Below are 13,479 nucleotides of genomic sequence, written 5' to 3'. Positions count from 1 at the left end.
CGGGTGGATCGTTCCGGTTTTTATGTTATATTGAAAATCGTTTTATGCCAGCTTGGCTTCCAGACGGGTGCGGATGGCCTTGATAAAGCCCTCGCTGTCCACGGCGGTGGGGGTGATGCCCTCAGCCAGACCGCACAGGTCTTTTGTCATGATGCCGTCGTTCAGGGTCTGCAGGCTGGCGGCTTCCAGTGCTTCGCCAAACTTCACCAGCTCCGGCAGGCCGTCCAGTTCACCGCGCTTCTTGAACGCGCCAGACCACGCAAAGATGGTAGCCATGGGGTTAGTGGAGGTCTTTTCGCCCTTCAGATACTTATAATAGTGGCGGGTGACGGTGCCGTGGGCGGCCTCGAACTCGTATTTGCCGTCCGGGCTGACCAGCACGCTGGTCATCATAGCCAGAGAGCCAAAGGCAGTGGAGACCATATCGCTCATCACGTCACCGTCGTAGTTCTTGCAGGCCCAGACAAAGCCGCCCTCGCTGCGAATGACGCGGGCAACAATATCGTCAATGAGGCTGTAGAAGTAGGTGATGCCTGCGGCCTCGAACTTTGCCTTATACTCGGCATCGTACACTTCCTGGAAGATATCCTTGAAGGTGTGGTCGTACTTCTTGGAGATGGTATCCTTTGCGCCGAACCACAGATCCTGCTTCACATCCAGTGCGTAGTTGAAGCAGCTGCGGGCAAAGCTGCGGATGGAATCATCCTTGTTGTACTGGCCCTGCAGAACGCCAGCGCCCTCAAAGTCAAAGACGGTGGCGCGCTGCTCAGAGCCATCGGCACCGGTGAACACCAGTTCAGCCTTGCCTGCACCCGGGATGCGGAACTCAGTGCACTTGTACACATCGCCGTAGGCGTGGCGGGCAATGGTGATGGGCTTTTTCCAGTTCTTGACCACCGGCTTGATGCTGTCGATCATGATGGGTGCGCGGAACACGGTGCCGTCCAGCACCGCGCGGATGGTGCCGTTGGGGCTTTTCCACATCTCATGCAGCTTATACTCGTCCATGCGCTGGGCATTGGGAGTGATGGTGGCGCACTTGACCGAAACGCCGTACTTCTTGTTGGCAAGGGCGGCATCCATGGTCACCTTGTCGGCGGTAGCGTCGCGGTTGGGCAGGCCCAGATCGTAATATTCGGTCTTGAGGTCCACAAACGGAAGGATCAGTTCGTCCTTGATCATCTTCCACAGAATACGGGTCATTTCGTCGCCGTCCATTTCGACGAGGGGCGTGGTCATTTTGATCTTTTCCATAGCAGGGTTCCCTTTCCTCTCTTTGGATCGTTTCTCCAGCCGCGCTGCACTGCCAGATGCCGCGCGGGCAGTTCGGCAGAATGTTTATTTGCGGTAAGCGGCTGCCAGCTTTTCAAGGGCAGGCAGGCTGCGCTTGACCTTTTCGGTATCGATGCAGTAGGCAAGGCGCACATAGCCCTTGACACCGAAGCTGTCGCTGGGCACCAGCAGCAGGTCAAACTCCCGGGCCTTCATGCAGAAGGCGTTGGCATCCTCTTCCAGAGCCTTGGGGAAGATGTAGAAGGTACCGCCGGGGCGCTCCACCTCAAAGCCCAGCGCGGTGAGCTTATCGTACAGCAGGTTCATGTTGGTCTCATACACACTCAGATCACTGGTCACATCCTGACAGCGGCTTACGGCCCGCTGGATGATGCTGGGCGGGCAGTTGTGGCCGGTGAAGCGGGAGATCTGGGCCATCATGTCCACCAGCACATCCTCGCCCTCACAGCCCGGACGCACCGCCACATAGCCAAGGCGCTCGCCGGGCAGGCTCAGGCTCTTGGAATAGGAGAAGCAGGTGAGAGTGTGGGGGTAGAACGCCGCCGGGTAGGGCACCTTTTTGCCGTCGAATGCGATATCCCGGTAGGGCTCATCGCTGACGAGGAAGATGTTGTGGCCGAACGCCTTGCTCTTCTCGGTCAGGATCTCTGCCATGCGGGTGAGCGTCCCGGCAGAGTAGACCACGCCGGTGGGGTTATTGGGGGTGTTGATGAGCACACAGGTGGTCTTTTCGCCGATCATCTGCTCGAATGCGTCCAGATTGGGCTGGAAGGTCGGTGCCTGCGGCGGCACCACCTTGAGGACTGCCCCGGTGCCCGCCACATAAGGGCCGTACTCCGGGAAGTAGGGCGCAAAGGTGAGCACCTCGTCGCCGGGCTGCGTGACCGCACGGATGGCATGGGCAATGGCACCCGCCGCACCGGTGGTGGGGAAGATGTGCTTCTGCTCATAGGGCAGGCCAAAGGTCTTTGTCAGGTGCGCTGCCACATCGGTGCGGAAGCCCGGGTCGCCCTGACTGGGGCAGTAGCCGTGCAGGTTTACCGGCTCTTCGTTGGTCAGCAGATCCTGCATAGCGGCAGTGAACTCCTGCGGGCAGGGCACGCTGGGGTTGCCCAGCGAGTAATCGAACACGTTCTCATATCCGATCTCGGCAGCACGCTGCTTGCCGTACATAAAGGTCTCGCGGATGACGCTCTTATTGCCGAGCATCGCGCGATAAGTCTCGTTCAGCATAATACTTTCCCCCGAGAGTTTATTTGTGGGCAGCCGTATAGCTCTGCTCCACCTTGATGATGCAGCTGTAGGCTGTATCCTGTTCCTTGATGAACTGTTCCAGCTGTTCCAGCAGCTCTACCTTATCCCCTGCATAGCCTGCCGGCAGCACCAGATCGAACAGCACGTTGGTGTGGGTCCTGCCCGGCACGATGCGCAGATCGTGCAGCGAAAGGGCCGGGTCGAGCTGGCGCAGCTTTTCGGTCAGGCGGGCACGCAACACGCCCACGGCAGCATCCGAGGTAACGATGGGGTCGTAGTGGATGGTCACCAAAAGCCGGTCATTCTTTAGAAAATCCCGTTCAATGTTGTCGATCAGGTCGTGTGCCTCCAGCGGGTCCTGCTCGGCAGGCAGTTCCACATGCAGGGAGGCGAACTGGTGTCCCGGGCCGTAGTCGTGCACCATCAGATCGTGCATTCCCAGCACGCCGGGATAGGAGAGCACCTTCTGCTCGATGTGGTCCACCAGATCCTCGCTGGGGCTTTCGCCCAGCAGCGGGCTGAGCGTATCCATCACAAGACCCCAGCCGGAGATCAGGATGAACGCCGCCACGCCTACGCCCATCAGGCCATCCAGCACATCCCAGCCGGTCACGCGGCACAGCACCGCTGCAATGAGCACCGCGCCGGTGCTCAGCACATCGTTGCGGCTGTCCGCAGCAGTGGCAATGAGGGTCTCGGAGCCGATGATACGCCCGATGGTGCGGTTGAAGCCGCTCATCCACAGCTTGACGAGGATGGATGCGATCAGCACGGCCACCGTGAGCCAGCTGAACATCACCGGGGTGGGGTGCAGCACCTTGACCACAGATTCCTTCAGCAGCGAAAAGCCGATGCCGAGAATGGTCACGCTGACTACCAGCCCCGCCAGATATTCATACCGGGCATGGCCGAAGGGATGCTCTGCGTCCGGGGCCTTGCCGGCCAGCTTGAAGCCCACCAGACTGACCACGTTGGACGAGGCATCCGACAGGTTGTTCAGGGCATCTGCCATGATGGCAATGGAGCCGAACAGAGTGCCTACGGTCAGCTTGCCCAGACACAGCAGCAGGTTGCATGCCACGCCCACCCAGCAGGCAAGGTTGCCGTAGGCGGCGCGCACCTTAGGGTCCTGCGCATGGTCGGGCTGGCGGATGAAAAGACGAATCAAAAACTGAGTCATAACGGTCCTCCATGGGCAGCGCTGGACACCTGCATACCCTGTCATCGCTTATAGTATAGCATTTCGCTTTATCGTTTTAAAGTATTTTCCGAAAACTTTTGCCCGGTATAGAAAGACCCCGGCAGAGCGGGATGCCCTGCCGGGGAGCTTTATGGGAACGGTAAACCGGGATTCTCGGATGAATTACTTCTCAGAAGGCTTGCTCAGGTCCACGCTGCGGATGATCTTGCGCACCGGCAGGATGCTCTTGGCATTCATGGACAGCTCGTCCACACCCATGCGCAGGAAGGTCTCGGTGAGGGCGGTGTCTGCGCCCAGCTCACCGCAGATGCCCACCCAGATGCCGTGGCGGTGGCCCGCCTCAATGGTCATCTTGATGGCGCGCAGCACAGCGGGATGGTGCGGGTTGAAGAACGGCTCCAGCTTTGCGTTCTGGCGGTCCAGCGCGCAGGTGTACTGGGTCAGGTCGTTGGTGCCGATGGAGAAGAAGTCGCACTCGGCAGCCAGCTCGTCCGCGATCAGCACAGCGGCGGGGGTCTCGATCATGGTGCCTACCTCGATGTTCTGGCCCATCTTCACGCCTTCGGCGGTCAGTTCTGCGCGGCACTCTTCCAGAACAGCTTTGGCATCCTGCAGCTCCCGCAGGCTGGTGATCATGGGGAACATGATGCTCATGTTGCCGTAGGCAGAAGCACGCAGCAGAGCGCGCAGCTGAGTCTTGAAGAAGTCCCTGCGGGTCAGGCAGATGCGGATGGCGCGGTAGCCCAGAGCGGGGTTCTCCTCGTGATCCAGCTTCATGTAATCGACGGTCTTATCGGCACCGATGTCACAGGTACGGACGACCACCTTGCGGGGAGCCAGACTCTCCACCACCTGCTTGTAGGCCTCGAACTGGTAGTCCTCGGTGGGGAAGTCCTTGCAGTTCAGGTAGACGAACTCGGTGCGGAACAGGCCTACGCCGCCGGCATCGTTCTGCTGCACAGCACCCACATCGCTCATGCCGCCGATGTTGGCAAAGACATTGATGGTCTTGCCGTCCAGCGTGGTGTTGGGCTTGCCCTTCAGCTCCTGCAGCAGGGCCTGCTTCTTCTGATCTTCCTGCTGGCGCTTCTTCAGGCTCTTGAGCAGGTCGGGGGTGGGTTCAACGTAAACGCAGGCGTTGTAGCCATCGATGACCGCCATCTTGCCGTCCCAGTCGTCCTGAATATCCTTGCACTGGATCAGGGCAGGGATGTTCATGCTGCGGGCCAGAATGGCGGTGTGGCTGTTGGAGCTGCCCTCACGGGTGATAAAGCCCAGCAGCAGGCTCTTATCCATGCGGACGGTCTCAGACGGGGCCAGATCCTCCGCGACCAGAATGCTGGGCTCGGTGCCCTGCAGGCTGGCGTTGTCCACCCCCTGCAGAATGTCCAGCATGGCCTGCGCAATGTCCAGCACATCGGCGCTGCGGGCCTGCAGATACGGGTCGTCCATGGCGGCGAACACCGCAGCCTGATTGTTGCCTGCCGTCTTGACGGCGTACTCGGCACACTTTTTCTGGCTGTTGATGATCTCCTTGATGGCGTCCACAAAGTCGTCGTCATCCAGCATCATGGCGTGGATGTTGAACACCTCGGCGATGTCCTCGCCGGCTTCTGCCAGTGCCTTTTCGTACAGGGCGGTCTGCTGCTCAATGGCCTTCTGGCGGGCAGCTTCAAAACGCTCCAGTTCTGCGGCAGTATCTGCCACAGGGGCGGTGGAAATAGCAGTATCCTTTTTCTTGTAGATCTTGAGCTTGCCGATGGCGATGCCATTCAGGACGCTCTTACCGGTGCCTACCTGCATTGCACACTACTCCTTCTTCATCTGTGCCGGGGCCGCACTGCTCCGACAGTCCAAAAAAAGCCCCCGCAGCTCACCCGCGAGGGCCTTCCTCATCTTAACTGCGGAATCAGACGTTCTCGGTCAGGAACTTCTGGATGGCTGCTGCTGCAGCTTCCTCGTCGTCGCCCTCGACCTTGACGGTAACGGTCTCACCCTGCTTGACGCCCATGCCCATCAGAGCCATCAGCTTGCGCATATCGCAGCTCTTGCCGTCCTTTTCCAGGGTAGCGCTGCTGGCAAAGCCCTTGACGGTCTTGACGAGCAGGCCGGCGGGACGAGCGTGGATGCCGCATGCATCCTTAACGGTATACTGGAATTCCTTCATAATCATTTTCTCCTTACTTGATCCCGTGCGGCGCTTCTGCACTTGCACCAGACGCGGCCGAGCCGCGGCACGGTTGATACATCTATTATAAACCCTTGCCGGTAATTTTTCACCATTTCATATTGCTAATTTTTTATGCAAAATTTTGGTACAATTGAACATACAAATGTGACAAAAATGCACGCATTTCACTTTTTCTTCTGCTTGTGCGCAAATTTTAGGCAAATTGCGACCTGATTTTGCATCAAAACCCGAAGCTGTTCCCGGTCGTTTCCGGCTTTGGCAGGTCGTTCCGGTGCTTATTCCACCGGATATCCCTCGGCATCCAGCGGCAGTTCCGTATAAGGCACAGCCTGCGGCACGGCATCCGGCTCACCGGAGGTCTGCTGGGCGGTCAATTCCTCGTCATGGCGTTCGCCCCAATCGCCGCTGTAGTCCTCGCCGGAGGTCTGCTGTGCCGGTTCGCTGCCGGTCAGCTCTTCGTCGTGGCGCTCACCCCAGTCGCCCTCGTAGTCCTCGCCGGAAGTCTGCTTTGCCTCAGCTTCCGCCATGGCGGCCTGCATGTCTTTCAGGCCCACCACAACGCCGGAGGGCCGTTCCAGCAGGTAAGCTCCCACGGCCTTTTTGCGGTACACCAACAGCACGCCGTAGCGGCTGGTTTCGCCGCTGCTTGCCGCCGGGATCAGCGCCGTCCATTTTTCCACGGTCTTTCCCTTGTAGCGTGCAAGGTCCATGCCGCTCTGCTGCACCACCCCGTTGAAGGCCGAAAAGCTGTCATCCCACTTGCGGGGGATCTTGACCTTGTCTGCCGTGATGGATGCGCCGTCCACATCCAGACCGTAGCCGGTGAACCATGTCTGGATGTCCTGTGCACTCTCAATTTTGTTCACCGCCGCCGAGACCGCAACGGTGCGGTTGCTGATGAACCGGCCCAGCAGAGCACTGCCCACCACCAGTGCGCAGCACATGGCACCCAGACCCAGTTTTTTCAGGCTCGTTTTGCTTAACGTGACTACAAACATATCCCCATGCCTCCCCAGCCTGTTTATTGCTCTGAGAACAATTTATTCAGAGTTCGGGCAGGTTATGACGATTTAAAATGCCCGCCGTTTCACTCTGGGCATATTCAGCGGAAATATTATTTTGTTTTCGCGTTTGGAGTGGCCTGCGGGCCGCTCCAAACGCATTTTTACAAAAAGAGTCGCTGCCGGAAAATGCATTTTTTCTGCTGCACGACGGCTGCAAACCGACAGCAGCAAAATACCGCTACCCGTTACGTCCCCTTCCCGTGAAAAAGCAAATCAGCCAGACCCGCAGGTCTGGCTGATTTGCAATACTAAAAATAATTATTTCCTCTATTATTGTTAGAGTGAAGCGGAGACAATTCTAAATCGTCACGTCTCCGTGCGCTTTCACAAAATCCTCCGGCGAGACTTCGCCGTTCTGGCGGAGCACCTGTTTCAGCACCTGCATCACGCCGTATTCCCGGTGGGACGGTGCCAGAAACGGCACCTGCGCCCGCAGCGGTCCGCTGCCGTTCTCCATCAAAAAGCCGTACTTCGCGGTGGTGAGCATCTCGGCATCGTTGTAGGTGTCGCCAAAGGCCATCATGCTGTCGGCCGGAATGCCCAGCAGTGCACCCACCTTTGCCAGTGCTGCACCCTTGTGCACACCTGGGTTCATCACGTCCACCCAGTTTCTGCCTGCCACTGCCACCGAGAATGCACCGCCATTTCCGGTGTGGAATGCGCCGTAGATCCGGTCGAAGGCTTTCTGTGAGTCGTCGTTGGCCAGGTAGACGGTAAACTTATCCGCCGCCGCTTCCACCGCAGTCAGGTCATCCACGTATTCCACCCGGGTATAAAAATTCTTGAAAACTTTATCGTATTTCTCGTCCTGCTTTTCCGCGTAGGCCGCCTGCAGTCCGCACAAAAGGCCCACGTCTCCGGCCTGCTTTGTGCTGCGGGCCAGCTGCCGCCAGCCCTCGGCAGGCATTTCGGACACAAACAGGTCTTTCCCCTTCCAGCGGGCAGCGCCGCCGTTGTCGCCAATGAGAATGATCTCCTCCAGCAGATCGGGGAACATCGTTTCCAGTGTGTACAGAGGCCGCCCGCTGGCGGCGGCAAACAAGATGCCCTGCCCGGCCAGTGCACAGATGGTCTCGGTAAACTTTGGCGGCAGCTGGCTGTACTCGTCCAGAAGGGTCGCGTCCATGTCCGATGCGATCAGGCGAATGCGGTCCATTGCAGTTTCCTCACTTATCCGATGTAGCTGATGTTCACGTCCATATCGCCCTTATAGCCGGGCAGGCGTGCCGTGCAGGTGCCCTGCCACAGGGCGCAGTCGATGGGGCTGCTGGCAACACCATAATGCGCGTTCCAGATGGTATATTTTTTCAGGCTGTTCAGATTGACACGCTTGCGGTACCACAGGGTAGAAGCATACACACCGGGTTTGTAGCCCTGTGCCTTGACCTCCTCACAGAAGGCGATGGCGCACTTGGTGCGGTCCTCCATACCCAGACCGTCGGCACGGCCGGAACCATTGGAAGCGCCGGATGCTTCGGTGTCAAAGAAGATGGGGTAATCCAGCTTGCGTCCGTTCAGTACGTAGGCGCAGGCAAAGGCTTCCTCCTTGGCTTCCTCCTCGGTGGTGGCCTGACTGAAGAAATACACACCCACCTTCAGGCCCGCATTCTTCACATTGGTGAAATGCTCCTCGAACATGGGGTCCAGCACCAGCGTGCCGGAAGCACCATAGCCGCGGTAGCCGATGCGGACGATCACAAAGCTCACGCCTGCCTTTTTGATCTGGTTCCAGTCGATGTTCTTCTGATACTTGGAAACATCCACACCAAAGGTCTTGCCATTTTCCAGCACACCGTCCGCATTGAAGTAATAGAGTTTATTGTCGATGCACTGGATGCCGGTCACCGGCTTGTTGGTGGTCTGGCTGTAGTAGTAGGTCTTGCCGCCGGAGGTGCGCCAGCCGGAGTAGGCTGGCTCCGGCTGGGACTCGTCTTTGCCCAGCCAGCCGAACAGGAAATTGAGCAGCCAGCTGAAAAAGCCGTTCTCATCGCTCAGGTCGATGCACTGGGCCTCGGCGGCATCCATGGCACCGGCATCCAGCGCGGCACGGATCTCTTCCGGTGTCAGCACCACGCTGTTTTCCGGCGTGTGCTGGTTCGTGCTGTTCTCCTCCGCTTCAGTGGCCTGTACAGGCGGTGCTTCCGGGTCCTGTGCAGCAAGCTCCGGGGTCTCCGTCTGCAGGGTGGGCATTGCCGTTTCCTGCTGTGCAGAAACAGTCTCGGTCACTGCCGCGGTACTTTCTTCCGGCTGTGCAGCCAGTGCCAGCGGTGCGCCCATTGAAAAGGTCATTGCCAATGCCAGAACTGCCGCTGCACACCGCGTTTTGCCGCGGGTGCCGCGGGCAGTCAGTTTATTCCAGAACGTTTTTTTCATGCTGTGCTCCAAACCTCATGCATTTTTATCGGGATGCCGCCCTTCGCAAAAAGGGCAGCGTTTCATCTTCTCAATACTCTTTCAGTATACACCCGCGGGCAAGCCCCCGTCAATTGCCGCACACTGCAAAGCGCAGCTCCGAAAAGCTGCCGCCCCGGTATCAGAAAATGCTCCAAAACAGATACGTCTCAGCCCGCAAAAACATTGCACAAAGCCAAAAATTGCAGATATTTCCAGCAAAATCAGCATTTTGTCTTGTTGTCTTGACATGTGTATGGTATTATACTTGACATGCAGTTTTTGCATTGAATCCACCATCTTGAAACAGAAAGGCAGTTTCTCATGTCAAATGTGAAAGATTTCTTAAAACGCAAGGATATCGTCATCACCCCGCAGCGCTATCTCATTGAAGCGCTGGGTGCCATGGCGCAGGGCCTGTTTGCCAGCCTGCTGATCGGCACCATTATCAAGACGCTGGGCCAGCAGACCGGCCTTGACGTACTGGTAGACCTTGGCGGCTACGCCACGGCCATGAGCGGCCCGGCCATGGCCTGCGCCATTGGCTGGGCACTGCACTGCCCGCCGCTGGTTCTGTTCAGCCTGATCACCGTAGGCTACTCGGCCAATGCTCTGGGCGGCGCAGGCGGCCCGCTGGCCGTGCTCATCATTGCCATCGTGGCTTCCGAACTGGGCAAGGCCGTGAGCAAGGAGACCCGCGTGGACATCCTCGTGACCCCGCTGGTGACCATTTTTTCCGGCGTGGGCCTTTCCATGCTGATCGCCGCACCCATTGGCGCTGCCGCAAGTCAGGTGGGCACCCTGATCATGTGGGCCACCGAACAGGCTCCGCTGGTCATGGGCATTCTGGTATCCGTCATTGTGGGCGTGGCGCTGACCCTGCCCATTTCCTCTGCCGCCATCTGCGCCGCGCTGGGTCTGACCGGCCTTGCCGGCGGTGCCGCCGTGGCAGGCTGCTGCGCCCAGATGATCGGCTTTGCCGTGATGAGCTACAAGGAGAACGGCGTGGGCGGTCTTGTCAGTCAGGGCCTTGGCACCAGCATGCTGCAGATGGGCAACATCGTCAAGAACCCCCGTATCTGGATCGCGCCCACACTGGCCAGTGCCATCACCGGCCCGCTGGCCACCTGTGTGTTCCACTTTGAGATGAACGGTGCCGCTGTCTCTTCCGGCATGGGCACCTGCGGTCTGGTGGGCCAGATCGGCGTGTACACCGGCTGGGTCAGCGACATTGCCGCCGGTACCAAAGCCGCCATCACCCCGATGGACTGGGCTGCCATGGTGCTGCTGTGCTTTGTTCTGCCCGCCGTGCTGAGTGTGATCTTCTGCGAGATCGAGCGCAAGCTGGGCTGGATCAAAGAGGGCGACCTGAAGCTGAACTGATTTTTAAGCGGAAAATTCTTTTTGCTTTTTGATAGAGCAAATCCCGGCAGGCTGCGGTCTGCCGGGATTTGTCTTTTCACGGTTAAACACGTGACGACGCTCTGCACAGGAAGCGCTCAAACGATCCGTTTCCCGTCCAGCACTGCCTGCGTGAGGGTGTCGCCTTCATACACCAGCTTGAGGGAGAAATAAGGCCGTTCCTCATTCAGCAGCCGGAAGAAGATTTTGTCGCCCTCCCAGATGGGCAGTTCAGCCGCCTTATCCTTCGGCACCCATTCCAGCACGCCTTCCCTGCAGGCATCGCCCTGCACCATCTCGCCCGTCCATTCATCAGCGGTGTACAGGTGGATGAACTCGGTCATGTTGCCCCAAATAAAGGTCAGCAGACCCCGGGCGCGGAAGCGCTTCAGCGTCAGGCCGGTTTCCTCCTTCACTTCCCGCAGCAGACAGTCCTCCGGGCTTTCAAACCGCTCAAACTTTCCGCCCACGCCGATCCATTTGTCGTGGTTGTAGTCGTCCTGCTTTTTGATGCGGTGCAGCATCAGGTAGGCATCGTCCCGTTCCAGATAGCACAGCGTGGTGCTGAAAATGGGAAATTCGGGGTTCATGAAGGCTCCTAGATTCATTGCGTTCTCCTTCTGATTTTGTTTTTGTGGAAAATGCCGTTTTTCGCTGCGGCCCCTCCCGTGAAAAAACACCCCCGGCAAAGCCCGCAGGCTTTGCCGGGGTGCAAACCAAAAATAACTTTTTCCTCTGAATATGCCAGAGCAACGCGGCGGCAATTTAAAATCATTGTCCCTTCCGGCTTGCTCTTCCCTTGCCCGCATTGTTCAGCTTGCGCACAAGGTCGTTCTGATGCTTGCGCTGGCTGGGCGTGGGCTGCGGGTCTTTGGCTTCCTCAGCGCGGCGGCCGCTCTGGGCGGTGTCCGGATCGATGCGTTCCAGCGTCCACTCCTGATTGCCGCCTGCTACAAAGTTCCAGATCTGGGCCTGTGCACCGTTGGCGGTGTTCATGCCCACAAGGTCAATGTATTTATCCGCCAGCACATTGCGGATGCGGGTGCGCCCGCTGCGGGTGGGCTCCAGCGCCCAGCACTGACTCAGCCCGCTGGTGCGGTCCCACTGGTGCAGCCATGTGCCCTCCACCACACCGCCAAGGGCCAGATCCATCATCTTGCCGGTAAAGCGGTTGCAGATGCGCCAGCGGCCCTCGCCTGCATCCACGAACTGCCACTGCTGCCACGGATGGCCTGCATAGCTCCACAGCTGGATGGCCGCGCCGTTCTCGGTGTTGAAGTTCTTTACTTCCAGTACCTTTCCATTGGGGGCTTTGATGATATAAAATTCATTTTCCAGAATGACTGCCTGCGATGCCTTTGCCATAGAGCACGACTCCTTTCCAGTTTGGTAGCCCTATTATAACGTATTTACCCTTTGGCAGCAAGAATGCTTTTCCATAATCTTTTTACGTTTTATTGTGCATTTTGACATGATTCCCGCAACGATAACGTTTACGTGCAACAAAAGCGTTTCCTGCTGGTTTCTCTTTGCACTCCGGCCTTTGTTGTGATACAATAAAGGCACATGTTTTAAGGGAGGGAATTGCCATGACCAACGAAACCTTGGAAACCATCAAAAACCGCCGCAGCTGCCGTGCCTATAAGCCGGAGCAGATCACAAACGAAGAACTGGATGCCGTGCTGGAAGCCGGCACCTACGCCGCCAGCGCCATGGGCCGCCAGAGCGCAAAGATCGTGGTCGTGCAGGACGCTGCCGCCCGCGCCCAGCTCACCCGCATGAACGCCGCTGTCATGGGCAGGGACACCGACCCCATGTACGGCGCTCCCACCATTCTGGTGGTGCTGGCCGATGCTCACGCCGCAAATGCCGTACCCGACGGCAGCCTTGTCATGGGCAACCTGATGCTGGCTGCAGCTTCGCTGGGGCTGGGCAGCTGCTGGATCAACCGCGCAAAGGAAGAGTTTGAAACAGAAGAGGGCAAGGCCCTGCTCCGGCAGTGGGGCATCGAGGGCGATTGGGTCGGCATCGGCCACTGCATTCTGGGCTACCCTGCTGCAGACCCCAAGCCCGCAGCACCCCGCAAGCCGGATTATATCGTAAAAGTATAAGGAGAACTATGAAGCCTGATTACAAGCTGGTCGCCAAGGCCAAATACATCCACGCCACCGCCGACCTTGCCAGTGAGCTCTGGCACGAGGTGTACAAGCGCTACTATCCCGCAAAGCAGCTGGACACCCTTGTGGAAGAGCTGCAGAGCGCAGACGCCATCGAAGCAGACATCGACAACGATGTGAACTATTTTCTGGTCGTTCTGGGCGGCAAAACCATCGGCTACTTTGCGTGGAAGATGGAGAACACCGCCCTGCACCTGATGCACCTGTACCTCAAGCCCGAATACCGCGGCAAGGCACTGGGCCGGGACATCGTGCTCTCCTGCGAGCGGCTGGCCCGCGGCGAGGGCAAGGGCCGTGTGTGGTGCACCGTGCACGCCAAGGCCCTGCCGGTGCAGCAGTTCTTCAAGGCCCTGCGCTACCGCAATTTAAAGCCCGCCGAGCAGGAAAACGGCACCGTCCCCCGGGACGAAGTGGTATTTGAGCACACGCTGGGCTAAAAAGCCGCAAATGCTATTGAAATTTCTCCCCGTTTGTACTACACTGGTGTAGTGTAATAAAGTGTCTGCC

13 protein-coding genes are annotated in these 13,479 nt (G+C 58.3%); 3 read left to right on the top strand and 10 right to left on the bottom strand.

The annotated features are described in order from the left end of the window. Window positions 1-42 precede the first annotated feature (42 nt). The 8 genes from ACGHP1_RS01715 to ACGHP1_RS01680 all read right to left on the bottom strand — a co-directional run bounded on the left by ACGHP1_RS01715 (window position 43) and on the right by ACGHP1_RS01680 (window position 9,376). Window positions 43-1,254, bottom strand: coding sequence for an NADP-dependent isocitrate dehydrogenase (locus ACGHP1_RS01715; RefSeq protein WP_005937607.1), 1,212 nt, complete (start codon window positions 1,252-1,254; stop codon window positions 43-45). A gap of 84 nt (window positions 1,255-1,338) precedes the next feature. After that, window positions 1,339-2,526, bottom strand: coding sequence for a pyridoxal phosphate-dependent aminotransferase (locus tag ACGHP1_RS01710; RefSeq protein WP_097774283.1), 1,188 nt, complete (start codon window positions 2,524-2,526; stop codon window positions 1,339-1,341). Window positions 2,527-2,545: 19 nt separating this feature from the next. Further along, window positions 2,546-3,727, bottom strand: a complete 1,182-nt coding sequence (locus tag ACGHP1_RS01705) for a cation diffusion facilitator family transporter (RefSeq protein WP_097774282.1) — start codon at window positions 3,725-3,727, stop codon at window positions 2,546-2,548. 183 nt (window positions 3,728-3,910) lie between these two features. Beyond that, complete coding sequence (ptsP, locus tag ACGHP1_RS01700; RefSeq protein ID WP_371292250.1) at window positions 3,911-5,551, bottom strand: phosphoenolpyruvate--protein phosphotransferase; 1,641 nt, start codon at window positions 5,549-5,551, stop codon at window positions 3,911-3,913. A gap of 106 nt (window positions 5,552-5,657) precedes the next feature. After that, window positions 5,658-5,921 (bottom strand): HPr family phosphocarrier protein, encoded by a 264-nt coding sequence (locus ACGHP1_RS01695; protein WP_005937619.1) that lies wholly within the window; start codon window positions 5,919-5,921, stop codon window positions 5,658-5,660. 293 nt (window positions 5,922-6,214) lie between these two features. Further along, window positions 6,215-6,937 carry a DUF4830 domain-containing protein gene (locus tag ACGHP1_RS01690; RefSeq protein ID WP_005937622.1) on the bottom strand — a complete coding sequence of 241 codons (723 nt, stop codon included), beginning with the start codon at window positions 6,935-6,937 and terminating at the stop codon, window positions 6,215-6,217. 364 nt (window positions 6,938-7,301) lie between these two features. Next, on the bottom strand, window positions 7,302-8,159 hold the full coding sequence (locus ACGHP1_RS01685) for a Cof-type HAD-IIB family hydrolase (protein ID WP_390507388.1): 858 nt from the start codon (window positions 8,157-8,159) through the stop codon (window positions 7,302-7,304). A 14-nt stretch (window positions 8,160-8,173) separates the two neighbouring features. Then, window positions 8,174-9,376, bottom strand: coding sequence for a GH25 family lysozyme (locus ACGHP1_RS01680; RefSeq protein ID WP_390507386.1), 1,203 nt, complete (start codon window positions 9,374-9,376; stop codon window positions 8,174-8,176). Between the two features lie 342 nt (window positions 9,377-9,718). Between ACGHP1_RS01680 and ACGHP1_RS01675 the strand changes: the two genes are divergently transcribed. Then, window positions 9,719-10,777, top strand: a complete 1,059-nt coding sequence (locus tag ACGHP1_RS01675; RefSeq protein WP_005937634.1) for a PTS transporter subunit IIC — start codon at window positions 9,719-9,721, stop codon at window positions 10,775-10,777. Window positions 10,778-10,893: 116 nt separating this feature from the next. Here ACGHP1_RS01675 and ACGHP1_RS01670 read toward each other — a convergent pair whose 3' ends face one another. Both ACGHP1_RS01670 and ACGHP1_RS01665 read right to left on the bottom strand, forming a co-directional pair. Next, complete coding sequence (locus ACGHP1_RS01670) at window positions 10,894-11,403, bottom strand: 8-oxo-dGTP diphosphatase (protein WP_044953245.1); 510 nt, start codon at window positions 11,401-11,403, stop codon at window positions 10,894-10,896. Between the two features lie 163 nt (window positions 11,404-11,566). Continuing rightward, window positions 11,567-12,160 (bottom strand): RICIN domain-containing protein, encoded by a 594-nt coding sequence (locus tag ACGHP1_RS01665; RefSeq protein ID WP_097774277.1) that lies wholly within the window; start codon window positions 12,158-12,160, stop codon window positions 11,567-11,569. Window positions 12,161-12,384: 224 nt separating this feature from the next. On the opposite strand from ACGHP1_RS01665, the gene ACGHP1_RS01660 reads away from it, so the two are divergent. Both ACGHP1_RS01660 and ACGHP1_RS01655 read left to right on the top strand, forming a co-directional pair. Then, the gene (locus ACGHP1_RS01660) at window positions 12,385-12,906 is read left to right on the top strand and encodes a nitroreductase (protein ID WP_154260633.1); all 522 of its coding nucleotides are present in this window, start codon (window positions 12,385-12,387) and stop codon (window positions 12,904-12,906) included. An 8-nt stretch (window positions 12,907-12,914) separates the two neighbouring features. Then, window positions 12,915-13,409, top strand: a complete 495-nt coding sequence (locus tag ACGHP1_RS01655) for a GNAT family N-acetyltransferase (protein ID WP_005937642.1) — start codon at window positions 12,915-12,917, stop codon at window positions 13,407-13,409. The last annotated feature ends 70 nt before the right edge of the window (window positions 13,410-13,479 follow it).

Source organism: Faecalibacterium sp. i21-0019-B1 (assembly GCF_042852915.1).
In the GTDB taxonomy this organism is placed as follows: domain Bacteria; phylum Bacillota; class Clostridia; order Oscillospirales; family Ruminococcaceae; genus Faecalibacterium; species Faecalibacterium taiwanense.
This window is presented reverse-complemented; position numbering and strand designations above follow the sequence as displayed.